This is a genomic window from Erythrobacter litoralis HTCC2594 (assembly GCF_000013005.1).
Classification (GTDB): Bacteria; Pseudomonadota; Alphaproteobacteria; order Sphingomonadales; family Sphingomonadaceae; genus Parerythrobacter; species Parerythrobacter litoralis_A.
Genome location: NC_007722.1, coordinates 1529527 through 1553976 on the forward strand (window position 1 = coordinate 1529527; position 24450 = coordinate 1553976).

The window sequence follows — 24450 nt, forward strand, 5'->3', positions numbered from 1 at the left end:
GAGACTAGCCACCTCCCCACCCTTCGCAAGCGCACAATCGCACCTTGCAATATGCGCCGATCCCGCTATGTGCGCCCCTTCGCTGCTTACGAGCCGCGAAATGAAGAAAGCCGGAGGGGCCCCGCAATAGTGCGGATCAGCCAGCGATCGGCATTACAGTGTGAAGGAACGCGAGATGGCTCTGTACGAGCATATCTTCCTCGCGCGTCAGGATCTGAGCCAGTCTCAGGTCGACGCGCTGGCGGCAACCGCCACCGACATTATCGAAAAGAACGACGGCAAGGTCACCAAGACCGAGACCTGGGGCCTCAAGAACCTCGCCTACAAGATCGACCGCAACCGCAAGGCGCACTTCGTGATGTTGAACATCGAAGGCCCCGGCAGCGTCGTGGCCGAGCTCGAGCGCCAGACCCGCATCAACGAAGACGTCATCCGCTACATGACCATCCGTGTCGAAGAGCACGAAGAAGGTCCCAGCGTGATGATGCGCAAGAACGACCGCGACAACAAGAAGCGTCGCGACCGCGAGGAGCGTAACTGATGGCCCGTCCGTTTTTCCGTCGCCGCAAGACTTGCCCGTTCTCGGCCAAGAATGCGCCCAAGATCGACTACAAGGACACGCGCCTGCTGCAGGGCTTCATGTCCGAGCGTGGCAAGATCGTCCCCTCCCGCATCACCGCCGTCAGCGCGAAGAAGCAGCGTGAGCTCGCCAAGGCGATCAAGCGCGCGCGCCACATCGGCCTGCTGCCGTACATCGTGAAGTAAGGAGAAGAGCCATGGATATCATTCTCCTCGAACGTATCGGCAATCTCGGCTCGATCGGTGACGTCGTCACCGTGAAGGACGGCTACGCCCGCAACTTCCTGCTCCCGCAGAAGAAGGCCCTGCGCGCCAACGAAGCCAACAAGAAGGTCTTCGAAGCCAACCGCGACCGCCTCGAGAAAGAAAACGCCGAGAAGCGCACCGAAGCCGAAAAGCAGGGCCAAGAGGTCGAAGGCACCGAGATCGTCCTGATCCGCGCTTCGTCCAATGCCGGCCAGCTTTACGGTTCGGTCAATGTCCGCGACATCGTTGCCGGCCTCGCCGACAAGGGTCACGAAGTCGACAAGAAGCGCGTCATCATGGGCAGCCCGATCAAGACCATCGGCATGCACGATGTCACCATCGCGCTGCACCCCGAGGTCGAGATCACGGTCAAGGCCAACGTCGCCCGCAGCGAAGACGAAGCCGAGCTGCAGAGCCAGGGTGTCGACGTCCTCGCGCAGCTGTTCGAAGAAGAGCAGAAGGAAATCGAGGAACAGGCCGCGGCCAACACCACCGATCCGACGCTCGAGCCGGGCGAAATCCCCGCCGAACTGCTGGAAGACGGAGTGTCCAAACCGGACGACATGAGCGTCACCGAAGCGAAGATCGAAGCGACCGCTCCGGAAGGCGATGCCGAACAGGCCGAGGGCGAAGAGACCAGCGAAGGCTGATTTCGGCGCATCGGAACAGAAACAGGGGCGCGGGGCTACAAGCTTCGCGCCCCTTTTCTTTGCGGCTACGCATTTCGGCGCTAAGGGCCGGGCCTCATGGAAAACATCGATACGATTCTGGCGGAACTGGTCCGCCTGTACGACGAGGCGACGCAGCGCCTTCGCAATGACATCCTCGCCTATGCACGCGACGGCAAGCTGCCGAGCAAGACCCGCCGCACCGACGGTTCCTATGCCTATCCGGAGTTGCGGATGGTCTATCGCGGCGGGCCATTGCTGGCCGAACAGGGCCGCGCCTTCGGACGGCTTAACGACAGCGGCACCTATGCCACCACCGTTACCAAGCCGCGTCTCTTCGACGATTACCTGCGCGAACAGCTGGAGCTTATTCGCGAGGAACACGACGTCGAGATAGAAGTCCGCGCCTCGCGCCAGGAAATCCCTTTCCCCTACGTGCTGGACGGCGAGGCGGGGGCCGAGCTTGCCGGTGTCTCCCCGCAGGAAATCGCGCGGCATTTCCCCCACACCGATCTCGCCGATATCGGGGACGAGCTGGCCGACGGAATCGAGCTGGAGGGGCCCGACGATGTCATCCCGCTCAGCCTGTTCGACGGTCTGCGCACCGACTTCAGCCTCGCGCGGCTTGCGCATTACACCGGCACCGATACGCAGCACTTCCAGCGCTACATCCTGTTTACGAACTATCACCGCTATGTCGATGAATTCGTTGACTGGGCGGGCGAGCAGCTGGGCTCCAACCGCTATACCGCGCTGGCCGGAGCGGGCGGCCTGCTGCTCGACACTAGGACTTCCAACGCCCGCGCGCAGCTTTCCGACACGGCGTGGCGCAAGCACCAGATGCCGGCTTACCACCTGATTGCCGAGGGCGGTGCCGGCATCACACTCGTGAATATCGGCGTCGGCCCCTCCAACGCGAAGACGATCTGCGATCACTTGGCCGTGCTGCGGCCCGAGGCGTGGCTGATGATCGGCCATTGCGGGGGCCTGCGCGGCAGCCAGCGGATCGGCGACTACGTGCTGGCCCACGCCTATTTGCGCGACGATCACGTGCTCGATCCCGTCCTGCCGCCGGAGATCCCCCTTCCCGCCATCGCCGAGGTGCAGCAGGCGCTGGTCGGTGCAGCGGTAGAGATCAGCGGGGAGGCGGGCGCCGATCTCAAGAAGCGCATGCGCACCGGCACCGTCGTCACCACAGACGACCGCAACTGGGAGCTGCGCTATACCACGTCGGCCAAACGCCTCTCGCTCAGCCGCGCGGTCGGGATCGACATGGAAAGCGCGACCATCGCGGCGCAGGGCTATCGCTTCCGTGTGCCCTACGGAACGCTGCTGTGCGTCAGCGACAAGCCGCTCCATGGTGAGATCAAGCTGCCGGGACAGGCGAACAAGTTCTACGAGGAAGCCATCGCCGCGCATCTCCAGATCGGCGTGAAGGCGATCGACCTGATGCGCGCGGAAGGCCAGCGATTGCACAGCCGCAAGCTACGCGCCTTCAACGAGCCGCCGTTCAGGTAAGGCGCGCTAAGTCCCCTCCCGCCTGCGGGAGGGGCAGCGAGACTTACGAGCTTGCTCGCTAGTCGCAGCGGGTTGGGCAAATCCCATCTGTCGTGGCTCCGCACCCACCCCTAACCCCTCCCGCAAGCGGGAGGGGAAATTAGGCAGCGGGAACAGGAGATTGCACACCCAATCCCTCATCGTCGCTCCCGCGAAGGCGGGGGTGACGGGGATGGTTGCGTGGGCTAGCCTTCGCGCAAACAGGAGACCGCCGCATGCCCCAACCCAACCGCTCCCGCTCCATCGCCGGTCGTGTCGCCATCGTCACCGGCGCTGCCAGCGGTATGGGCCGCGCCACGGCCAGGCTGTTCGCCAGCGAGGGTGCGAAGGTGGCGGTGACCGATCTCGACCTGGCAGCCTGCGAGGACGTGGTGGCGGAATGCGGCGAGAACGCGCGGGCCTACGCGCTCGATGTGTCGGACAGAGAGGCGATCGCGCAGGTCGTCGCACAGATCGCCGAGGACTTCGGCGGCATCGACATTCTCGTCAACAATGCCGGGATCTCTCGCCATGCCGCGCTCGAGGGCGGGGAGGACTACGAAGCGATTTGGCACAGCGCGCTGGCGGTGATGCTGACCGCGCACCAGCGCATGGTCCGCGCTGCACTGCCGCACCTGCGTGCAAGCGACGCCGCGCGGATCGTCAATATCGCCAGTACCGAGGGCCTTGGCGCAACGCCAGGCCTCACGCCCTATGTCGCAGCCAAGACCGGGGTGACGGGCCTGACGCGCGGGCTAGCGGTGGATCTCGGCCCGGAAGGCATCACCGTCAATTGCATTTGCCCCGGCCCCATCAACACCGGCATGACCGCGCCGATCGCAGACGAGCACAAGACCATCTACGCCAAGCGCCGCACCGCCCTCAAACGCTACGGCGAGCCGGAGGAAGTGGCGCATATGACGCTGTCACTGGTGCTCCCAGCGGCGAGCTACATCACCGGTGCGGTGATCCCGGTGGATGGCGGGCTGATGGCGCGGAATGCTTGAGGTGCAGAATGACGATGAGCGCTGAACTACGAGGTGCAGCGAAAGCCAGACTCCTTATGGTCGATCTGGTCTATAGCAACTTCAAAGCCTACGAACTGCCCGCTCTTGCGGAGCGTCTTGGCTTGAAGCCCGGCTCCGAAAGTGAAGCCATGAGCAGTAAACGAAGTTTCATGATGTCGAGGCTCTCGGCCTTGAGCGTCGATGAGTTGCGGGCAGTCGCTAAAGTGCTGAGCGAGGACTTTGCGAACGAGCAACTTGACCGTTTTGCCATTACGGGGAGCCCCTCTGACGATCTGATTTCTGCAAGCTTGGACAAGTTCGACAAGTCCGTGGTCCATAAGCGGTGGCAAACCGCACTTGAGAGGCGTTCTGCAGACCCCGAGAACGCTATCACTCTTTCCCGCACACTGCTCGAAGATGTCTTTAAATGGATACTATCGGAATCGAGTGTCCCCTTTGACGACAATCTCGATATGCCAAAGCTCTACCGCCTAGTCGCCAATGAGCTACGACTAGCCCCTGACGATCACACCGAAGTTGCCTTCAAGCGCATCCTTGGAAGCTGTCAGTCTATCGTTGAGTCATTAGCTACGTTACGCAATAGGATCGGAGACGCTCACGGGACTGGGCCAAGAAGGATCAAGCCGAGTTCACGTCACGCAGAGCTGACCGTCAATTTAGCAGGCGCAATGGCGACGTTTTTGGTAGCCACCTTTGAAGATCGAAAACGCTAACCTCACCCCTGCCCCTTCGTCTTCGTCTTCCCCGCCTTCGCGTTCGCCGCGATGTAGTCGATGATCTGCCCGGCGATATCCTTCTCGGTCGCCTTCTCGATGCCTTCCAGCCCCGGTGACGAGTTCACTTCCATGATCACCGGGCCGTGATTGCTGCGCAGCATGTCGACGCCGCAGACGTTAAGCCCCATGTGTTTGGCCGCGCGGACGGCGGTGGAGCGTTCTTCGGGCGTGATCTTGATCAACTGCGCGCTGCCGCCGCGGTGGAGGTTGCTGCGGAAATCGTCCGCCGCGCCGGTGCGCTTCATCGCGGCGACCACCTTGCCGCCGACAACCAGCGCGCGGATATCGGTGCCGCCCGCTTCCTTGATGAATTCCTGCACCAGGATGTTGACGTTCGCCCCGCGAAACGCCTCGATCACGGACTTGGCGGATGACATCGTCTCGGCCAGGACCACCCCGATGCCCTGTGTGCCCTCCAGCAGCTTGATGACCACCGGCGGGCCGTTGACCGCCTTGATGATCTCCTCAGCCTGCTTGGGATCGTTGGCGTAGGCCGTGAGCGGCAGGCCCAGCCCGTATTTGGCGAGGATTTGCATGGAGCGCAGCTTGTCGCGGCTGCGACCGATGGCGACGCTTTCGTTGAGCGGCCACACGCCCGCCATTTCGAACTGGCGCAATACGGCAAGTCCGTAGTTGGTGATCGAGGCCCCGATGCGCGGGATCACCGCGTCGTAGCCCTTGATCGTCTCCCCATTGTAGCTGATCGTCGGGCGGTGGCTGGCGATATTCACCGTGCAGCGCGTGGTGTTGAGAATGTCGAGCGAGTGCCCGCGCTTCTCCGCCGCCTCCACCAGCCGCTTGTGCGAATAGAGGTTCGGGTTGCGGGCGAGCATGGCGATTTTCATGTGTGGAGTATCCTTTTGCGCTCTTCGGCGCTCGACTGGAGGTAGGACCGGCCCGAATCGACGAGGAACCGGCTGCGCAGCGCCATCCTGCCGACCAGGATGGGAAATTTCATGTCACTGCGGTCGGCCAGGCTGAACTCGGCCGGAAATACGGTGTCGCCGATCCGCAGCGACGTCTTGATGATATAGCGCGTCTGCGCCTCGCCGTTGGAACTGGTGACGACGCGCTGGTCGGCGCGGGGAACTTCGACTGTTACGGGCTCGCTACGCCCGTCGCCGATATCGAGCTGGAAGCGCAGCATCCGGTGCCCGTCGCGATCAAACCTTTCGATCTCTGTCGCGTGCAGGCTGGAGGTGCGCGCGCCGGTATCGATTTTCGCAGGGATGCGCGCCCCGGTCAAATCCGGCAGCGCCACCACCTCGCGCCAGCCGACGCGCAGTAGGTCTCGGGATCGTTTGCTCACTGAATGATAGCCATACCATCGCCGCCGCCGCTGCCGGGCAAGCGCCGCAGCACTTCACCGGTCGCGAAATCGACTTCGGCCACCGTGTTGGCGCGGGTTTCGGCAGCATAGATCCGCTCCCCATCGGGCGAGAACAGGATCGTGACCTGTGTCCTGGCTTCCGCTTCTTCACGACTGGAGACGGCAATGCTGCGGACCGCTTCGCCCGAAGCCAGGTCGATCACCGTCAGCCCGCCATCGGCCAGATCGCTGGTGACGGCGTAGTCCCCTTGCGGTCTCACCACGATACGCAGCGGAAAATCGCCCGTTTCCGTCTGGCCGCGCACTTCGAGCGTCTGCGGGTCGAGCGCGAATGCCTTGTCGGATCCCCGCGCCGAGACCCACAGCGTCTCCCCGTCGGGCGTCAATGCGATGCCTTCCGGCTCTTCGCCCACCTCGACCGAGCGCGGCGCGCGGCGGGTCTTGAGATCGACCAGCGTCACCGTGCGATCGCCGAGGTCGGTCGTCCAGGCATAGTTCCCGCTCGGCGCAACGGCCAGCATGTGGCTCCCGCGCTTGCCGGTCGCATATTCGAAGGTATCGGCCTGCCCCAACGGATCGCTGATCCAGAATACCGACTGGCGGCCCTCGGCGGTCGCATAGATGTCGCCATTGGCATGCCAGACGATCCCGTGTGGACGGGCATTCTCGCCCAGGTCGATGCTTTGTACTTTGCCGAGATCGGAGGTGCGGAAAATGTCGACGCTGGTGCCGCCATAGCAGGCGAGCGCGACATGCCGGTCATCCGGGGATGTCGCCAGCTCGTGCGGATTCGCGCAGCTATCGACCTGCAACACTTCCTCGCCGGTTGCGAGGTCCACCTTCGAGAGCGTGTTGCCGAACTTGCCTGCGACGAACAGCGCGCCGGTGACACTGCTCGCATCAGGCTCGCTCGCCAGCTCGCTGCCTACTGGAGCGCAGGCAACGAGCGCTAGCGGAGCAAGAAGGCCGAACTTCCGCGACATTACCATCCCTGCGGCTTGCCTTCGTTCTGCTGTTCGAGCCATGCCATCAGCGGGGCGAAATATTCGATCATCGCCTTGCCACTCATCTCGCGTTCGCCGGTGAAAGCTTCGAGTGCATCGGGCCACGGCTTGCTCGCCCCCATTTCCAGCATGGCGTTGAGGTTCTCGCCGACCTCCTCGTTGCCGTAGAAGCTGCAGCGGTGCAGCGGCCCTTCCCATCCGGCCTGGTCGCAGGCGGCCTTGTAGAACTGGAACTGCAGCACGCGGGCGAGGAAATAGCGGGTGTAGGGCGTGTTGCCCGGGATATGGTATTTCGCGCCCGGATCGAAGGCGTCGGCGGGCCGATCGACCGGCGGAACGATGCCTTGGTACTCGGTGCGCAGCTGCGTCCACGCCTCGTTGTACCGGTCCGGCGTGATCGAGCCGTCGAACACGCCCCAGCGCCATTTGTCGACCAGGTGCGCGAAGGGCAGGAAGGCGACCTTGTCCATCGCCTGCCGCAGCAGCAATCCGATATCCTTGTCCGCGCCCGGCACGGCCTCACGGTCGAGCATGTCGATCTGGACGAGATATTCCGGCGTGATCGACAGCGCGAGCATGTCGCCGATGGCTTCGTGGAAACCGTCGTTTGCGCCGTTGAGATGCAGGTAGTCCTGCTCCTTGTAGGCGCGCTGGTAGTAATTGTGGCCGAGCTCGTGGTGGATGGTGATGAAATCGTCCGCATTGCGCTTGATGCACATCTTGATGCGGATGTCGTCTTTGTTGTCGAGATCCCACGCGCTGGCATGGCACACGACTTCGCGATCCCGGGGTTTCACGAACTGGCTGCGCTCGTAGAAAGTCTCCGGCAGCGGCTCGAAGCCGAGCGAGCTGAAGAACTGCTCGCCGACGCGGACCATCTCGACCTCGTCAAGATCCTTCTCTTCGATCAGCGCGGTCAGGTCGTAGCCGATATCGCCGGCACCTTCGGGCGCGACGAGCGGATAGATATTGCCCCATTCCTGCGCCCACATATTGCCGAGCAGGTCGGCGCGGATCGGGCCGGTGGCGGGCTGGATCGCGTCGCCGTATTTCTCGTTGAGCTTGGCGCGCACATAGGTGTGTAGCGCCATGTAGAGCGGTTTCACTTCCTCCCACAGACGCTCCTTCTCGACCGCGAATTCCTCCGCGCTCATGTCATAGTTGGACCGCCACATCGCGCCGACATCGGCGAAGCCCAGTTCCTTCGCGCCCTCGTTGGCGATGTCGACCATACGGACATATTCGCTCTTCATCGGCGCGCCGACCTGGTCGTGCCAGCTCGTCCACATCTCGGAGAGTTCTTCCGGCGTGCGTTCGAGATTGCCCATCTCGGCCTCGATATCGCTGCCGTTGATCGGCTCGCCATTGAGCGTGCCCTTGCCCTTGCCATACTGGCTGCCGAGGCTGGTGGTGATGGTGGCGAGTTCGGCCGCCGCGCCATCGGCGGTCGGCGCGGGCAGGACAATGCCGGTGCGCAGCATGTCGAGCTTGCGCGCAACTTCGGGGGCGAGCCCGTCGACCTGCGCATATTTCGCCGCTTCGAGCGCGTATTTGACCGACATCTCGGTCCCCTCGGCCCCGACCTTGGAGACCAGGGCATCGGTGTCATGGGTGATATAGGTCGCGTTGATCCAGTAGATCCTGCTGGCCTCGACCGAGTAATCGAACAGCTCCTGCTCCACCATCGCCACCCAGTCCGCCGCGCCCTGCGGCGTCATCGGGAACATGGCGGCGGTTTCGGCGCCCGCCGGAGCGTGATCGTCGGCCAGAGCGGGTGCGGACAGGACCAAGGCCAGCGCGGAAAGCGCAGGGGCGACGAATTTCATGGATTATTTCCTCTCAGACAAACCGGTTTCCATTGCGACCGGTTTGAACCTCCTGCGCCGCTTAATCAAGCCGCGCGGCGCTGGCTCCATTCGAGGATCAGGCCGTTGAGCGGCAGGATAAAGCACGCAATCCACGACACCAGCTTGGGATAATGCATGGCCGCGGCAATCGCCGCCTTGGTGTCGTCCCCCGCCCCGGCTGCCAATTGCTGGATCTGCAGCGTCGTTTCAACAGAGTCGCTGAGGAAGAAAACGATCGCTGCGAACACCGTCGCCAGTCCGATCGTGCGTAAGGCGCCGGTCCCCACGCGAAGAAAATACAGCCCGCCAAGGAAGCTTCCGACGCTGAACAGCATGATGAAAACGAGGTCGCTGATCATGGCCGTCAACGCCGTGCGATAAACGCCCGCCTCGGCCCACTCGCCCTGGATGAAGTCGACCCGTGCGGCGGTGGTCGCAGTCTGGTGATCGACGATCCCTTCGGACACGGTCTCCAGCGTCAGGGGCATATGCAGCGCGAGCGCAACCACAAAGGCGATCAGGCCGCCAACCCAGAACATCAGGAAGCGTTTGCGCGACACCATCGGCTAGATCCCTGCGGTCTCCTTCAACCAGTCGGCGATGGCGCGGCCCAGGTCGGGCTTGGTCACGCTCGACATATGCGTGCCGGGGACTTCGACATAGGTCGCATCGGGCAACAGTCCGGCCAGTTCGGCGGCCGATCCGTTGTCGCGATCTTCGTCACCGCACACGACGAGAGACGGAATAGTGATATTCGCCAGCGCTGCAAGGTCCATATCCGGCAGTGTTGTCAGTAACATACGCGCCGCGACGCGGTCGACGCCTTGGCTTTTCAGGAACTGCATGGAGAAATAGGCGGGATCGCCGCGCTCGATCGTTTCGAATTCATCGATCACGCGCAGGAAGTGTGCCGAGCGCTTCGACCATTCGCCCAGTCCGGCCGTGCCCATGCCGCCGATGACCAGCCGCTGCGGATGCAGTACGCCCTGCGCCACCGCATGGAGCGAAGTCCGCGCGCCGAGCGAGAAGCCGCCCAACACATAGTCTTCAAGAGCGAGATGATCGACCAGCGCGGCGACATCGCGCACCAGCACGTTCTCGGGATATTTCTCCGGGTCGTGCGGCGCTTCGCTTTGCCCGTGGACGCGGAAATCGAGCATCAGCACTTCGTAGCCTGCCGCGGCGATCCTCTCGGCATGACCCCACTTGATCCAGTTCATATCGGCGCTGGAAAACAGGCCGTGGAGCAACACGAAGGCCTGACCCTCGCCGACCCTGTGCAGCGCGAGTTCTGTGCCGTCGAAGGAGACGAAACGCTCGGTCTTCACCTTTTCGCCAGCCCCTTCTGCTCCATTCGCCATTGCGCCATCTCGATCCGGTCCTGCCCGAAGAAAGGCTCGCCTTCGAAGACCAGCGTCGGCACGCCCCAGTGACCGGCCTTTTCCAGTGCGTCCTGGTTGGCGGCGATTTCGGCGTCGAGCGCTGCTGCATCGCTTGCGGCTTCGGCTTCGAGTTCGGCGAGGTGCAGTCCTGCCCGATCGGCTGCGCCCGCCAGATGGTCGCCTTCATTCCAGCCGTCGACGCTTCCGTCCCAGATCAATTTGGACGCTTCATAGGCGAACAATAGGCCCTTGCCGCGCCGCGTGGCGGCCTGCCCCAAGCGGCCAATGCGGTAAATATGCGGCTGGTCTTCGGCTATCTCGCGGGTCATCAGGTTCTGGACCACCGGATCGGGGCGCGGCCAGGCCATGGGGATGCCGTGAAACTGTGCCGCCCGCATCGAATCCATCACGATGTAGCGCGGCGCCGCTGGGTTGCCTTTGAACAGGATATCGGGATCCCGGATCGCGATCGGCCAGACCGTGCGCAGCGTAATGTCGAGATCGTATTCTTCGACCATCGCCTTGTACCGCCCCATCGAAAGGTAGCTGTACGGCGAACGGAAGCTGAAAAAGAGATCGGCGTGCAGGGTCATGTGCAGGCTCCTAGCGGAAGAAGCAGTTGGCCCCTGCATAGAGCCCGGACACCGTATCCCCGTCAAGGAATCCGCCGATCCGCTCGCCGAGCGCGAATTCTTCGCCGAGCGTGCTGCCTTCGATCATGGAGAAACCTCCGGCCTCGGCGAGTTCCGCGCGCGGTGTGCCGACGCTGCCGCCGCCGTCCAATGCGATGGCGGGATTGGCCTCGTCGGAATACCAGCCGACCAGGCGGTCTTGCTGAAAGTTTAGAGTCAAGCCGCCTTCGTAGCGGGTGAACTCCATCAGGCCTGCCCCGCATTCTTCGTTCGACTGGCGACCCTCGGGCGGGCCGAGCACGGCGCCCATCGCGGTCTCGACCTCGGACCGCCCGGCGGCGAAATAGAACGCCTCGGCCCCGGCGGCGAGCCCGTCGCCCCTCAGGACGACCTTGCCCGCATCGACCGGCGCGGCTCCGTTTTCCTGCTGCAGCCGCTCCGCCGGCGACGGGACATCGCTGCCGCATGCGCCCAGCGCGAGAAGTGCCGCCAGCCCCAAGATTACGCGCATCGCCCTACCCCTTCTTCAGATGCCGCCGCCCGAGCAGCTCGGCGATCTGCACGGCATTGAGCGCGGCGCCCTTGCGCAGATTGTCGGATACGCACCACAGCGTCAGGCCGTTCTCGACCGTCGGGTCTTCGCGCACGCGGCTGACATAGGTCGCGCCATCGCCTGCGCTTTCTACCGGAGTGACGTAACCGCCGTCCTCGCGCTTATCGACCAGCATGATGCCGGGCGCCTCACGCAGGATTTCCATCGCCTGTTCCGCGCCGAGCTCGTTCTCGAATTCGATGTTCACCGCTTCGGAATGGCCGACGAACACCGGAACGCGTACGCAGGTGGCGTTCAATTTGATCCTGGAGTCGAGGATTTTCTTGGTCTCGACCACCATCTTCCACTCTTCCTTGGTCGCGCCGTCATCCATGAAGACGTCGATGTGGGGGATGACGTTGAACGCGATCTGCTTGGTGAATTTCTCCGGCACTACCGGGTCACCGACGAAGATCGCGCGGCTTTGCTGGAACAGCTCGTCCATGCCCGCTTTCCCGGCACCGGAAACCGACTGGTAGGTGCTCACGACCACCCGCTTGATCGTGGCTGCATCGTGCAACGGCTTGAGCGCGACCACCAATTGCGCGGTCGAGCAGTTGGGATTGGCGATGATGTTCTTCTTTTTGTATTCGTCGATCGCGTCCGGGTTCACTTCGGGCACGATCAGCGGCACATCCGGGTCCATACGGTAGAGCGAACTGTTGTCGATCACCACGCAGCCCGCCGCCGCGGCTTTGGGGGCATATTCCTTGGCCGGGCCGGAGCCGGCAGAGAACAGCGCGATGTCCCAGCCGGCCCAGTCGAAATGCTCGATATTTCTGCACTTGAGCATCTTGCCGGTGTCGCCGAATTCGACTTCCGTCCCGTGCGAGCGTGAAGAAGCGACCGCCGCCACTTCGTCGCACGGAAACTCGCGCTCGGCGAGGATCTGCATTATTTCCCGGCCGACATTCCCGGTCGCTCCGACCACGGCTACGCGATAGCCCACTTCACTTCTCCGACATCAAAACTGCTTTGCGTGTGGCAGGTAGTCGCGCGATAGCTGCATGGAAAGCCCCTAGGCGGGTGCGACGGGAGAGAATAGCTATGGCCGGACCAAGCCTGGGCGAATGGAAGGCCAAGGCGCAGCACTTCGCCTACGACGGTCTGCAAATCGCCTTCTGGACCGGCGGCAAGCCGGATGCACGGCCGCTGCTGCTGGTGCACGGCTATCCGACGGCCTCGTGGGACTGGCACCGGGTCTGGGAGACGCTCGGCAGCAAATACCATCTCGTTGCGCCCGACATGATCGGCTTCGGCCTCTCGGACAAGCCGCGCTCGGGCTATTCGATCCATCGCCAGGCCGACATGCATGTGGCGCTGCTCGATCATCTGGGCATCGGCGCGTTCGATGCGCTGGTGCACGATTACGGCGTTTCCGTTGGGCAGGAACTGCTCGCCCGTCGGGCCGAGAGATCGGCGGCGCAGGGGCTCGGCCAAACAGTCTTCCTCAACGGCGGTATCTTTCCCGACCAGCACCGCCCGCGCCCGATCCAGAAGCTCGGCACGTCGCCGCTCGGCTTCCTCGTCGGCCTGCTTACCAACCGTGAGAAATTCGGCAGGAGCTTTTCCGAGGTCTTCGGCCCGGACACCCAGCCCGGCGCGCAGGAGCTGGACGAATTCTGGGACCTCGTCAGCCACAACGGCGGCAACCGCATCATGCACAAGCTGCTGCACTATATCGCCGACCGCAAAGAGCATGCCGAAAGGTGGTTCGACGCACTCAGGATCGCGCAAGGCGATATCGGCCTCATCAATGGCGCGCTCGACCCGGTCTCTGGCCGGCATGCCTACGAAGCCTGGCGCGAGCGGCTGCCCGACGCGCGGCATCACCTGATCCCGACCGTGGGCCATTATCCGCAGGTGGAGGACCCGCAGACGGTGTCGCGCGTGACGCTGGATTGGCTCGCACGCTAACCGTCATCCTAGCGAAAGCTGGGATCTCGCGAAGCCAAGCGGGACGGTGTTGAGAAAGATCCCAGCTTTCGCTGGGATGACGCGTGCTATTCCGGCGGCGTCACACCATGCGCCCGCAGGAAGCGCATGTAGGTGTTCCACAAATGCGGCGAAATCTGCTCGCCCGACACGCGGTGTGTGTAGCCCGGATAGAGCATCATCTCGAACGGCACGTTGGCTTCCTGCAGCACGCTGATGATCTCGGTCGCGTTCTCGAACACCACATTGTCGTCCGCCATGCCGTGGACGATCAGCAACGGGTCGCTGATTTTGCCCGCATCGGGGATCGCACTGGCGGCTTCATAGGCTTCGGGCACCTCGCGCGGGTCGCCCATGTAGCGCTCGGTATAATGCGTGTCGTAAAGCTCCCACTTGGTCACCGGCGCGCCGGAAATTCCGGCGGCGTAAAGCCCAGGATCTGCCTGCAGCTGCTTCAGCGTCATATAGCCGCCATAGGACCAGCCGTAGAGCGCGATCTTGTCGGGATCGACGAAGTCGAGCGTCTGGAGATATTTCGCCCCCTCGCGCTGGTCGTCGACCTCGACCCCGCCCATCGCGCGGTAGAGCGGCTGCTCGAAAGCGACCCCGCGATTGGCCGAGCCGCGATTGTCGAGCTCGAACCAGATGTAGCCGGCATCGACCACCGCTTGCTGCAGCGCGCCGTCCCAGCCGCGGGTCACGATCTGCGGGCCGGGGCCGCTATAGTGATAGTAGAACACCGGATAGCGCTTGCCCGCCTCCTGCTCCGGCGTGACCATCTTCCAGTAGAGATCGGTCTCTCCGTCAGCCGCCTTGATCGTGCCGAATTGCGCGGGCCGATGGCTGGCGAGATACGGCGCATAGGGATGCTCGCTGTCGAGCGCGTTCTGCTCGACCCAGGCCAGCGGCTCGCCCGCCTGGTCGGCGAGATAGGTCTGCGAGGGCTGGTCGTGGCTGGAACGCGTGATCAGCAGCGTCTTGCCGTCCTTGTCCATGGTCGCCGAATGCACGAAGCCGCGCTCGGTCAGGCGCGCCGGTTCGCTGCCCGGCTGCTCGAGATCGAGCGAATAGACGTGCTGCTCGAGCGGATCGTCCTTCGTAGCCGTGAAGAAAACCGTGCCCTTTTCCTCGTCCAAGCCGACCAGTTTGGTCACGACCCAGTCGCCGCGGGTCAGCTGCTGCCAGCCGTCGGCTGTCCGGCGGTAGAGATGGCCGAAGCCGTCGCGTTCCGACCACCACAACAGCGAACCGTCCTCCAGCCAGCGATAATCGTCCGACAGGTTGATCCAGTAGTCGTCCATCGCTGCGCGCTCGGTGAAGGCGATTTCGCTCGCGCCGGTGGCGGGATCGACCTTGAGCACATCCATCACGGTCTGCTCGCGGTTCTGCCGCTGGACATAGAGATTATCATCGGGACCCCAGTCGACGCGGGCAAGGTAGATGTCGGTTTCTTCGCCGAGATCCGCCTTCACGCGGTTGCCACCGTTGGGATCCATCACGAACAGTTCGACGACCGCATTGTCGCTGCCCGCGACCGGATAGCGCTGGTCGAACACCCGCGTGCCGGTCGCGCCGATGGCCGCGCGGGTGACGACGCCGACCGGGCTTTCATCGGTGCGCTGGACGGCGATGCGCCGGTCCTGCGGCCCCCACCAATAGCCGTCCATCCGGCTCATCTCTTCCTGCGCAACGAATTCCGCCTCGCCCCAGCGGATCAGTTCGCCTTCTTTCGGCGTGATCGGCGAAGCTTCGCCACCGACTTCGCCGACCCACAATTGCCGGTCGCGCACGAAGGAGACGAATTTCCCGGTCTCGCTCAGTTTCGGGTTGAGCTCGGTTTCCTCGGTATCGGTCAGCCGCACGATCTCGCCGTCGAGCCTGGCGAGGTAGAGATCGCCGTCGAGCGGCACGAGCACGCCCGAACCGTCCGTATTCCACGAATAGGAGATGATGCCCTTCAGATCGCCAACCCGCGCTCGCTCGCGCTGCATCTTTTCGTCTTCGCTGAGTTCGCGACCGCTGCCGAGCATCTCACTGTCGACCAGCATGGTCCACTCGCGGCTCTCGCGGTCATAGGCCCACAGATCGTAGCGCTCGCGCTCGTCCTCGCGGTTGCGCAGCAGCGTCAGGTAGCGTCCGTCGGGCGACAGCTTGGCCTGTCGCGGCGAAGGCCCGTCGAGCGAAGGCGAAGCGAAAACGCGTTCGAAGGTCAGGTCGGGCCCTTCGCTCACGGCTTCGTCCTGCGCGATAGCGGGGGTTGCGACCAATGCGGCTGCGGCGAAAAGAAGAAAGCGCATTCCAATCTTTACCTCGTCATTGCGAGCGAACTGTCGGTTGCTCGCAATGACGAAAATCGTGAGCGAATGCAAAGACCAACGAAAAAGGGCGGCCCCTCGCGGAACCGCCCTTCTCAAAATCCTGTATCGGCAAACGCTTATGCGTCGGCCTTCTCACCCTTTGTCGGGCGATTGTCGCGACGCTCGGCGATGCGGGCGCTCTTGCCGGTGCGGCCACGCAGGTAGTAGAGCTTGGCGCGACGCACGACACCGCGGCGGACCACGGTGATGCTGTCGACGATCGGCGCATAGAGCGGGAACACGCGTTCCACGCCTTCGCCGAAGCTCATTTTGCGCACGGTGAAGTTGGAGCCCATGCCGCGGTTCGAACGGGCGATGCACACGCCTTCGAAGTTCTGGATACGCTCGCGGTTGCCCTCGGTCACCTTCACGCCCACGCGAACGGTGTCGCCGGCGCGAAATTCGGGAATGTCCTTCCCGGCAGCGGCCATTTCTTCCGCTTCGATCTGCTGGATCAGGTTCACTGGTCCGGTTCCTTGTCTTTTCGCCGCGCACCAGAGGCAGACTGGACCCGAACATCCCGATGACGCTCCCATAAGTCCGGCCTGCGTAGCCGTGTGATCTCTTCCGCCTGGGCCTTGCGCCAGGCGGCAATCTTCGCATGATCCCCCGATCGCAGCACTTCAGGGATCGTGCGCCCTTCCCATTCGTAAGGTCGGGTGTAGTGCGGATATTCGAGCAATCCGTCTTCGAAGGATTCCTCGGTACCGCTTGAAGGCGCGCCCATTACCCCCGGAAGCAGCCGAATGCAAGCGTCGAGTATGGCCAGCGCGGCAGGTTCTCCGCCCGAGAGGACGATGTCGGCGAGGCTCACCTCTTCGATCTCCGGCCGGGCGTCGAACAGGCGCTGGTCGAACCCCTCGAACCGCCCGCACAGCATGATGACACCCGGGCCGGCTGCAAGCTCGCGGATGCGGGCTTGGGTGATAGGCTTCCCGCGCGGTGTCATGGCCAGTATCGGTCGACCGGTCCTAAAATCCGTTCGCCCTGAGCCTGTCGAAGGGTTGTCCTTCTCTTGGGGAGCCGCACCAGAAGTGTAAGGCAGGGCTTCGACAGGCTCAGCCCGAACGGTTTCCTGAGACGTGACGCTATCGAGCGCCCTCGCCATCACATCCGGTTTGAGCACCATCCCCGCCCCGCCCCCGGCCGGCGTATCATCGACCGTGCGGTGCCTGTCGGTGGCAAAATCGCGCGGGTTGACGGTCTCGCACACCCAATCCCCCCGCTCGAGCGCCTTGCCCGCCAGCGACACGCCCAGCGGCCCGGGAAACATCTCCGGATAAAGCGTCAGGATGGTGGCGGCGAAGGTCATTCAATGACCCTTTCCGCGACTAAGTTCGAAAGCCACGAAATCCCGGCGAAGATCAAAACAAAGAGCGGACCTACAAATACCTTCCCTGCCTTCGTCCATGGATAAAGGCCCTCCCACGACCATGCGACCCACAAGCCGACCAGTGCCGTTGGAATGACGAAGTAGGCGAAGACCGAACGGGCTTTATAGGAAGATATGAATCGTCTCACAGCGATATTCAAAAGGCCGCTTATCATCAGAACGGTCGCAAAACCTGCCAAGAGGTAGAGCCAGATATTCATTGCTCGAAGCTCGCTTGGTTACGCACGCCACTTCACCCCATCTTTGGCCCGCGTATCAACGCTCAGCTCGAACACATCGGGCCGCGAGTAGTGGCCGTCGGTATCGAGGCTGGCGAGGCCTTCGTCGATGGCGGACAGGTCGAGTGTGGCGTGGAGGATCTCCTCGCCCTCGCCCGCTTGCGCGACTACGCTCGCATCGGGCGCGGCGATCAGGCTGCCGCCTTTGTTGAGGACATCTGCCGGGATTGCTTCGATCAACTCGCGCGCCCCAGCATCACCACCGCAACGCTCCAACCCGTCCAGCACATCCTCCTTGTGCTGCACCAGCCCTGCCGCCAGCACATAGCATCGCCCCTCCATCGCGTAGTGGCGACTGGCGATGGCGTATTCTTCGCGCACGGTTGGCCAGGCGGCGACGTGGACGCTCTCGCCCAGATTGTGCATCGCCGCGCGGGCGAGCGGCATCCAGTGCTCCCAGCAGATCAGGCTGCCGACGCGGCCCCATTCGGCCTGGTGCACGGCCAGGGTCGAGCCATCGCCGCGCATCCATACCAGCCGCTCGCCATGCGTCGGCACCAGCTTGCGATGGTCGAGTACCGCCTCGCCGGGGCGGAACGTCAGCTGGTTGTTGTAGAGCGAATTGCGCACGCGTTCGTGAGCGCCAATGCTGATCACCGCACCGTTCGCATCGCACAGTTCCTGCAAAGCCAGCAGCCGCTCGTCATTGGGCACGACCGCGTTCTCCAGCAGGATACGGTGCAGCGCCTTACTGCCCGGATGATCCCACAGCGCCGCGCCGGGCGCTTCATCGAGCCACAGCGGATAGCCGCCGAGGAAGGTTTCCCCAAACGCCACCACCTGCGCGCCGCCCTCGACCGCCTCGCGCGCCAGCTCGGTCGCCTGCGCAATCCCGTCGCCGATGGCGAGCGGGATCGGGCGGCCCTGGACGATGGCGACGTTCAAAGGGGCACGATTGCGCTCGGTCATGCCTTGCCGCCTAGCGCGGCGGCAGGCCTAACGCCAGCGGCTCATCCGCATTTAACGAAGACCACGCCATCTCCCTTGATCGTCGCGCTGCCGATCCGGATCGGGTCGTATTCGGCATCTGTTGCCGGACGCAGGATCGCCAGCCCGTCGGGGCCCCGGCTTTCGATCGGCAGATCGTCCATCGGCTCGTCGAGATCGATGCGCGGATACTGGTCGAGCACAACCAGGGCCGAATCATCGTGGCGGCTGATATCGCCTTGCAGGACCGTCGCGGCGGGGCTGGTTACGATGCGGAAATCGGGCCGGTCGCAATCGGCATCGGGTCCCTTGGCGACCCAGCTGCCGGTGACATATTCGACCGTCAGTTTCACGCCGCCCGCCCGCGCCGGGTCGCGATCCCGAGCCGGGGGGTCGATTTCCTCGATGCGCTCGGGAACGAGCGTGCCTTTGCCTTGCATGCAGATGCTTGCGTCCATCCGCTCCCCCGTGAACCGGACGTAGTCGCCGGGCCCGAAATCGGCTTCGCCGAGGCTCAGGGACCAGACATCGCCATCGGGCGTGGTGAGCACCGGGCATTCCACGCCGTCGCTGATGCGGCCTTCGACAGTGATCGGTTGCGGCTCACCCGAGGGCCGCGTGGCGGCGGGCGATCCATCGGTGCCATCCGTGTCAGGTGCGTCGATTGCCTCGCCGTCGGAACCCGAACAGGCCACGCTGGCCGCTGCGGTGAAGGCGAGAAGGATGATTGATCGTTTTGGCAATTGTCTCATGCTTTTTTAGCGCACGAACACCGCCGATTGTTCCATCAATCGGGATGGGCAAAGTCCGTGGCGATCACGATCCGCTCGCCATTCCATTCGACCACCGCGTGCGTCGTCATTGGCACCATGAAGGTCTTCATGCCCTTCTCCGGCACGGGGTCCTTTGCGATCTCGACGATATCGGTCGCGCCGTAATTGTGAACGTCGATTACTTTACCAACGCGCTTGCCCGCATCGGTGACCGCATCAAGGCCGATCAGGTCGGCGAAATAGTATTCGCCCTCTTCCAGCGGCGGCAGCGCCTCGCGCGGGACCGTGAGAGTCGTACCGCGCAGTTTTTCGGCCTGCTCGCGGCCCTGCACCTCGGCGAAGCGGGCGATCGCGCCGCCCTTGTTGTCGCTACGGACGCTTTTGAGGGTCAGGGTGCCCTCGTTGAAGCTCGAATGCGCCTTGAGCGCCTCCAGCCCCTCGCCCAGCAGCTTCAGACGCACGTCGCCCCTCACGCCATGCGCGCCGGTAATGGCGGCCAGCGTGAGGGGCGTGTTATCGGTCACTGGCGAGTCACCCTCATCCAAGCTTCGCTACCGCGCTGCGCGCGTAAGCTGCGCTATCCTTCTTCAAGTGGGAGAAGGATACGAAGGCTTGGCGACGTAAGGCGCCTAGCCGCAGTTGGATGAAGGTCGCCGCCAGCTCAGTCAGCCTTCTCTTCGTCGGCCTTTTCTTCACCGGCGGTGTCGTCGGCCTGCTCGTTGGCCGGGCCGCCTTCGGCCTGTTCTTCGGCCATGGCGGTCTTCTCTTCGTCCGAAGCGTCGGCCGGGGTTTCGTCTTCGACTGCATCGGCGACGGCTTCTGCAGTTTCGTCCGACTTGACCGAACCGGTCGCGGTGTTCTCGTTGCTGGCTTCTTCCGCAGCGGCATCTTCAGCCGGAGCTTCGGCAGATTCGGCTTCGGCCGCCTTCTTGGCTTCCTCGGCTTCGGCAGCCTTGGCGGCCTTTTCTTCGGCGCGCTCCTTGGCGGCTTCGCCCGGCTCACCCTTCTGCGGGTTGTTGCGCGGCGCGCGCTCCATGATGCCGGCGGCATCGAGGAAACGGAGCACGCGGTCGCTCGGCTTGGCGCCGACACCCAGCCAGTGGCGGGCACGGTCCTCGTCGAGCTTCACGCGGCCTTCGTCGTCCTTGGGCAGCATCGGATTGTAGATACCGATCTGCTCGAGATACTTGCCGTCACGCGGGCTGCGCTCGTCGGCGACGACGATGCGGTAATAGGGGCGCTTCTTCGCGCCACCGCGCGACAAACGGATTGCAACTGCCATTTTAACTCACCTTTCCAAATCAAATCACTGAAATTGCTTACTTGTCTTTGTCCAAAATCGCGCGAAGATCGGGCGGTAGAGTGTTGGGATCGACCGATGGACCCTTGCCTCCAGGTCCGCCGAGACCGGGCAGGTTCGGCATCCCGCCGCCTCCGCCCATCCCGCCGAGACCGCCAAGGCCGCCACCACCGCCGCCGAACATGGAAGCGAGGCCCTTGAGCCCGCCCATCTTCTTGATCTGCTTCATCGCCCGGCTCATTTCCTGGTGCATCTTCATCACCTTGTTCACTTCCTGAACCGAAGTGCCCGAGCCGGCCGCCACACGCTTCTTGCGCTTGGCATTGAGGAGGGCCGGATTGGCGCGTTCCTTGGGCGTCATCGAGCCCATGATCGCGTCCATATGGACCAGCACCTTGTCGTCCATATCGGCCGCGGCCATCGCCGCCTTGGCCTTCTTCATGCCGGGCATCATGCCGGCAATCGCGCCGATCCCGCCCATGTTCTGCATCTGCCTGAGCTGCATGCGCAGGTCGTTGAGGTCGAACTTGCCCTTCTCCATGCGCTTGGCGAGCGCTTCGGCTTCTTCGACCTTGATGTTCTCGGCGGCTTTCTCGACCAGCGAGACGACATCGCCCATGCCGAGGATGCGATCGGCCACCCGCGCCGGATGGAACGCCTCGATCGCGTCGAGCTTTTCGCCGGTACCGGCAAACTTGATCGGCTTGCCAGTGACCGCGCGCATGGAAAGCGCCGCGCCGCCGCGCGCATCGCCATCCATCCGGGTGAGAACCACGCCGGTGAGCGGCACTTCGTCGGAGAAATTCTGCGCGACATTGACCGCGTCCTGCCCGGTCAGGCTGTCGACGACGAGCAGCACTTCGGTCGGCGCGGAAACACCGGCGACGGCCTTCATCTCCGCCATCAGCGCCTCGTCGACATGCAGGCGGCCTGCGGTATCGAGCAGCAGCACGTCGACATTCTGCAGGCGCGCGGCTTCGAGCGCGCGGCGGGCGATATCGACCGGCTGCTGGCCCTGCACGATCGGCAGAGTCGCGACGTCTACCTGCTCGCCCAGCACCGCCAGCTGCTCCTGCGCGGCCGGTCGATTGACGTCGAGCGAAGCCATCATCGGCTTCTTGCCGTGCTTCTCGCGGATATATTTCGAAAGCTTGGCGGTGGTGGTGGTCTTACCCGAGCCTTGCAGGCCAACCATCATGATCACGACCGGCGGCTTGGCTTCGAGCGTGAGCGGGACATGGCCCTGCTCGCCGTCGTCCCCACCGAGCATCGCCACCAGCTCGTCATTGACGATCTTGATGACCTGCTGGCCCGGCGTGACCGATTTGAGGACATCTTCGCCGACGGCTTTTTCCGTGACCTTATCGATAAAGCTCTTGGCAACCGGCAACGCCACGTCTGCTTCGAGCAGCGCAATCCGTACTTCGCGCATCGCATCGCGCACGTCCTGCTCGCGCAGCGCCCCCCGGCCGCGCAGGCGGTCGAACGTGCTACCAAGGCGATCGGACAGTGCGTCGAACATGCGTTACTCGAACTCCTGCAGGACCTACGGAGGTCCCGAATGCGAAAAACGCCGGCGGACGAAAACTCGTCGGCCAGCGTGCGAAGCAATTGCTCCGGCTTTGTATCTCAAATCCAGTCGCCTGAATTTCGGTTCTGGCCGGAAGCGAAAATGATGGGTTTCGAGAACCGGCGCGCAGCGGACAGTCAGTCCGTGAGCACTGGAAGCGCAGAAAACCGCCATTTGCAGCCCGGCCAGGACCGAAAGACAGGTGACTGGTGGAGCCTAGCGGGATCGAACCGCTGACCTCAACACTGCCAGTGTTGCGCTCTCCCAGCTGAGCTAAGGCCCCGTTCCAGTCATGTGAAGCGCACTATACAGCATGCCTCCCCTCGCGGGAAGCGGCGCTTTAGAAAAGCGGCTTCCCAAGCGCAAGGGAAATTTGAAGCGGCGCCCCGCGGCTGGCGACGAACCCACCACAAGGGCGCGACGCTTCAGGACTCGTCGTCGCTTTCGTCGCCCTTGCCTTTCGACACGCCAAGGTCGTCGTCGCCGCCGAGGTCGACCTCGTTGTCAGGGCTGTCGTCGTCTTCGTCGACGTCGATATCGAGATCGTCATCGGCAAGGTCGCTATCGGCCTCGCTGTCTTTCTTCTTCTTTTCTTCTTCGAACGGGATCGGCTGCTTGGTCTTCAGCACCGGCTCCGGCGTCCATTCCTCGCCGCATTCGATGCAGGTGACGGGGTCGTCCTTGCCGAGATCGTAAAAGCGGGTCCCGCATTTGGGGCAGGTCCGCTTGGTGCCCCATTCTGGCTTGGCCATAACTCACTGTTCCTTTGGTCGGGGCGGCAGGATCGCCGGACACCCGCGAAAATTCTCTATCTTGATGGGTAATAGAAGGCCCCGAATCAAGAGCGCGGCGCGCCTTGCCATAGGGGCATGGCGCTGTCAAAAGCCGCGCCCGTGACAAATGCCGTGACAGACGCCCCGATCCCGCATCGTTTTACCGCCCCGGGCCCGCTCACGGGGCGCATCCGCGTGCCCGGCGACAAGTCGATCAGCCATCGCTCGATCATGCTCGGCGCGCTGGCGATCGGCGAGACGCGCGTCACCGGCCTGCTCGAAGGCGAAGACGTGATGGCGACCGCCGCAGCGATGCGGGCAATGGGCGCGCAGGTCCTTCGACAGGCTCAGGATGGTCGGGCTGATGCCGAATGGCGCGTGCATGGCGTCGGCGTCGGCGGGTTGCTCCAGCCGCGCACCGCGCTCGATATGGGCAATAGCGGCACTTCGACACGGCTGCTGATGGGCCTCGTCGCCAGCCACGGCATCACCGCGACCTTTATCGGCGATGCGAGCCTCTCGGGACGCCCGATGAGCCGCGTGACAGAGCCGCTCGGCCGGATGGGTGCCCAGTTTCACGGTGCTTCGGGCGGAACCTTGCCAATCACCATGGAAGGCCTCTGCCCCGCCGTGCCGATCGAGTACCGGCTGCCGGTCGCCAGCGCGCAGGTGAAGAGCGCGGTGATGCTCGCCGCACTCAACACGCCGGGCATCACGACCGTGATCGAGCCGGTGCCGACGCGCGATCATTCGGAGCGGATGCTCAAGGGCTTCGGTGCGGATGTCGAAATCGAGGAGGTGGATGGCGCCACAGGGCGGGAACGCGCGATCCGCGTGCGCGGCGAGGCGGACCTGCAGCCGCAGATTATCGAGGTGCCGGGCGATCCCTCCTCCGCCGCCTTCTTCGTCGTCGCGGCGCTGCTGGTCGAAGGCAGCGATCTCGTGATCGAAAATGTCGGTCTCAACCCGACCCGTGCGGGCCTGTTCGAAGTGCTGCGCCAGATGGGCGGGCACATCGAGGAGATGAACACCCGCGAGGTCGGCGGAGAGCCGGTCGCGGACCTGCGGGTCAGGCATTCGGCGCTGACCGGCATCGAGGTCGATCCAGCCATCGCGCCGAGCATGATCGACGAATTCCCCGTGCTGTTCGTCGCCGCTTCGCTGGCCGAAGGCACGACCACCACCAGCGGTCTCGAAGAATTGCGCGTCAAGGAAAGCGACCGTCTTGCCGCGATGGCCGCTGCCCTGACTGGTGCAGGCGCGACCATCGAAGAGCGAGAGGATGGCCTGGTGATCCATGGCACCGGGGGCGCACCCCTGCGCGGCTCTGCCAACAGCGCTACCCAAACGCTGTTAGACCACCGCATCGCCATGAGCATGGCCGTGGCCGGCCTCGCCAGCCGTGACGGTGTCGAGGTGGACGATACGCGCCCCATCGCCACGAGCTTTCCGAACTTTATGGCGTTACTGGGGGGGGCGGTGCGATGACCTCCTATGTCTCCATCGCCCCGGACTTGATCCGGG

Annotated in this window: 26 protein-coding genes, 1 tRNA gene and 1 pseudogene; 8 read left to right on the plus strand and 20 right to left on the minus strand. The window is 63.6% G+C overall.

Going from position 1 to position 24450, the window contains the following annotated elements; all coding sequences use genetic code 11:
* The first annotated feature begins 175 nt into the window (after positions 1 to 175).
* The 6 genes from rpsF (at position 176) to EL2594_RS07305 (ending at position 4770) form a co-directional block, all read left to right on the plus strand.
* A complete protein-coding gene (gene rpsF, locus EL2594_RS07280) occupies positions 176 to 541 on the plus strand; it encodes a 30S ribosomal protein S6 (RefSeq protein WP_041685809.1) in 366 nt (121 codons plus the stop codon).
* The gene (gene rpsR, locus EL2594_RS07285) at positions 541 to 765 is read left to right on the plus strand and encodes a 30S ribosomal protein S18 (protein ID WP_011414399.1); all 225 of its coding nucleotides are present in this window, start codon (positions 541 to 543) and stop codon (positions 763 to 765) included. Before rpsF ends, rpsR begins: the two co-directional genes overlap by 1 nt.
* Positions 766 to 776: 11 nt before the next feature.
* A complete protein-coding gene (gene rplI / locus EL2594_RS07290; protein WP_011414400.1) occupies positions 777 to 1475 on the plus strand; it encodes a 50S ribosomal protein L9 in 699 nt (232 codons plus the stop codon).
* 96 nt (positions 1476 to 1571) lie between these two features.
* Positions 1572 to 3011, plus strand: coding sequence for an AMP nucleosidase (locus tag EL2594_RS07295; RefSeq protein WP_011414401.1), 1440 nt, complete (start codon positions 1572 to 1574; stop codon positions 3009 to 3011).
* 254 nt (positions 3012 to 3265) lie between these two features.
* The gene (locus tag EL2594_RS07300) at positions 3266 to 4036 is read left to right on the plus strand and encodes an SDR family NAD(P)-dependent oxidoreductase (RefSeq protein ID WP_011414402.1); all 771 of its coding nucleotides are present in this window, start codon (positions 3266 to 3268) and stop codon (positions 4034 to 4036) included.
* Between the two features lie 14 nt (positions 4037 to 4050).
* Complete coding sequence (locus EL2594_RS07305) at positions 4051 to 4770, plus strand: abortive infection family protein (RefSeq protein WP_196793182.1); 720 nt, start codon at positions 4051 to 4053, stop codon at positions 4768 to 4770.
* A 2-nt stretch (positions 4771 to 4772) separates the two neighbouring features.
* Here EL2594_RS07305 and rimK read toward each other — a convergent pair whose 3' ends face one another.
* The 9 genes from rimK to EL2594_RS07350 all read right to left on the minus strand — a co-directional run bounded on the left by rimK (position 4773) and on the right by EL2594_RS07350 (position 12569).
* Positions 4773 to 5678, minus strand: coding sequence for a 30S ribosomal protein S6--L-glutamate ligase (gene rimK / locus EL2594_RS07310; RefSeq protein WP_011414404.1), 906 nt, complete (start codon positions 5676 to 5678; stop codon positions 4773 to 4775).
* Positions 5675 to 6142, minus strand: a complete 468-nt coding sequence (locus EL2594_RS07315; protein ID WP_011414405.1) for an ATP-dependent zinc protease family protein — start codon at positions 6140 to 6142, stop codon at positions 5675 to 5677. Before EL2594_RS07315 ends, rimK begins: the two co-directional genes overlap by 4 nt.
* Positions 6139 to 7146 carry a YncE family protein gene (locus EL2594_RS07320; RefSeq protein ID WP_011414406.1) on the minus strand — a complete coding sequence of 336 codons (1008 nt, stop codon included), beginning with the start codon at positions 7144 to 7146 and terminating at the stop codon, positions 6139 to 6141. The genes EL2594_RS07315 and EL2594_RS07320 overlap by 4 nt, the downstream gene beginning before the upstream one ends.
* Positions 7146 to 8993, minus strand: coding sequence for a M2 family metallopeptidase (locus EL2594_RS07325; RefSeq protein ID WP_011414407.1), 1848 nt, complete (start codon positions 8991 to 8993; stop codon positions 7146 to 7148). Before EL2594_RS07325 ends, EL2594_RS07320 begins: the two co-directional genes overlap by 1 nt.
* 65 nt (positions 8994 to 9058) lie before the next feature.
* Positions 9059 to 9577 (minus strand): hypothetical protein, encoded by a 519-nt coding sequence (locus EL2594_RS07330; protein WP_011414408.1) that lies wholly within the window; start codon positions 9575 to 9577, stop codon positions 9059 to 9061.
* A 3-nt stretch (positions 9578 to 9580) separates the two neighbouring features.
* Positions 9581 to 10375, minus strand: a complete 795-nt coding sequence (locus EL2594_RS07335; RefSeq protein ID WP_011414409.1) for an alpha/beta fold hydrolase — start codon at positions 10373 to 10375, stop codon at positions 9581 to 9583.
* Positions 10339 to 10989: a 2-hydroxychromene-2-carboxylate isomerase gene (locus EL2594_RS07340; RefSeq protein ID WP_011414410.1), complete on the minus strand. Its 651-nt coding sequence runs from the start codon at positions 10987 to 10989 to the stop codon at positions 10339 to 10341. The genes EL2594_RS07335 and EL2594_RS07340 overlap by 37 nt, the downstream gene beginning before the upstream one ends.
* Before the next feature lie 10 nt (positions 10990 to 10999).
* On the minus strand, positions 11000 to 11539 hold the full coding sequence (locus EL2594_RS07345; protein ID WP_011414411.1) for a hypothetical protein: 540 nt from the start codon (positions 11537 to 11539) through the stop codon (positions 11000 to 11002).
* A 4-nt stretch (positions 11540 to 11543) separates the two neighbouring features.
* Positions 11544 to 12569, minus strand: a complete 1026-nt coding sequence (locus EL2594_RS07350; RefSeq protein ID WP_011414412.1) for an aspartate-semialdehyde dehydrogenase — start codon at positions 12567 to 12569, stop codon at positions 11544 to 11546.
* Between the two features lie 98 nt (positions 12570 to 12667).
* Here EL2594_RS07350 and EL2594_RS07355 point away from each other — a divergent pair, with 98 nt between their 5' ends.
* Positions 12668 to 13537, plus strand: a complete 870-nt coding sequence (locus tag EL2594_RS07355) for an alpha/beta fold hydrolase (protein WP_011414413.1) — start codon at positions 12668 to 12670, stop codon at positions 13535 to 13537.
* 86 nt (positions 13538 to 13623) lie between these two features.
* Here EL2594_RS07355 and EL2594_RS07360 read toward each other — a convergent pair whose 3' ends face one another.
* The 11 genes and pseudogenes from EL2594_RS07360 to EL2594_RS07410 form a co-directional block, all read right to left on the minus strand.
* Positions 13624 to 15852, minus strand: coding sequence for a S9 family peptidase (locus EL2594_RS07360; protein ID WP_041685813.1), 2229 nt, complete (start codon positions 15850 to 15852; stop codon positions 13624 to 13626).
* Positions 15853 to 15989: 137 nt separating this feature from the next.
* Positions 15990 to 16376, minus strand: a complete 387-nt coding sequence (rplS, locus tag EL2594_RS07365; protein WP_011414415.1) for a 50S ribosomal protein L19 — start codon at positions 16374 to 16376, stop codon at positions 15990 to 15992.
* Positions 16373 to 17224 carry a tRNA (guanosine(37)-N1)-methyltransferase TrmD gene (gene trmD / locus EL2594_RS07370; RefSeq protein WP_011414416.1) on the minus strand — a complete coding sequence of 284 codons (852 nt, stop codon included), beginning with the start codon at positions 17222 to 17224 and terminating at the stop codon, positions 16373 to 16375. Before trmD ends, rplS begins: the two co-directional genes overlap by 4 nt.
* A complete protein-coding gene (locus EL2594_RS07375; protein ID WP_011414417.1) occupies positions 17221 to 17505 on the minus strand; it encodes a hypothetical protein in 285 nt (94 codons plus the stop codon). The genes trmD and EL2594_RS07375 overlap by 4 nt, the downstream gene beginning before the upstream one ends.
* Before the next feature lie 18 nt (positions 17506 to 17523).
* Complete coding sequence (locus EL2594_RS07380) at positions 17524 to 18492, minus strand: carbon-nitrogen hydrolase family protein (protein WP_011414418.1); 969 nt, start codon at positions 18490 to 18492, stop codon at positions 17524 to 17526.
* A gap of 41 nt (positions 18493 to 18533) precedes the next feature.
* Positions 18534 to 19262, minus strand: a complete 729-nt coding sequence (locus EL2594_RS07385) for a DUF5818 domain-containing protein (RefSeq protein WP_155806010.1) — start codon at positions 19260 to 19262, stop codon at positions 18534 to 18536.
* Positions 19263 to 19297: 35 nt separating this feature from the next.
* Complete coding sequence (gene rimM, locus EL2594_RS07390; protein WP_011414420.1) at positions 19298 to 19807, minus strand: ribosome maturation factor RimM; 510 nt, start codon at positions 19805 to 19807, stop codon at positions 19298 to 19300.
* Positions 19808 to 20142: 335 nt separating this feature from the next.
* Positions 20143 to 20565: pseudogene (rpsP, locus tag EL2594_RS07395) on the minus strand (30S ribosomal protein S16); the annotation flags it as partial.
* A 37-nt stretch (positions 20566 to 20602) separates the two neighbouring features.
* Positions 20603 to 22105, minus strand: coding sequence for a signal recognition particle protein (ffh, locus tag EL2594_RS07400; RefSeq protein WP_011414422.1), 1503 nt, complete (start codon positions 22103 to 22105; stop codon positions 20603 to 20605).
* 255 nt (positions 22106 to 22360) lie between these two features.
* Positions 22361 to 22436, minus strand: a tRNA-Ala gene (locus EL2594_RS07405).
* Between the two features lie 142 nt (positions 22437 to 22578).
* A complete protein-coding gene (locus EL2594_RS07410) occupies positions 22579 to 22905 on the minus strand; it encodes a TIGR02300 family protein (protein ID WP_011414423.1) in 327 nt (108 codons plus the stop codon).
* A 117-nt stretch (positions 22906 to 23022) separates the two neighbouring features.
* Here EL2594_RS07410 and aroA point away from each other — a divergent pair, with 117 nt between their 5' ends.
* Positions 23023 to 24414, plus strand: coding sequence for a 3-phosphoshikimate 1-carboxyvinyltransferase (gene aroA / locus EL2594_RS07415; RefSeq protein WP_011414424.1), 1392 nt, complete (start codon positions 23023 to 23025; stop codon positions 24412 to 24414).
* Positions 24415 to 24450 lie beyond the last annotated feature (36 nt).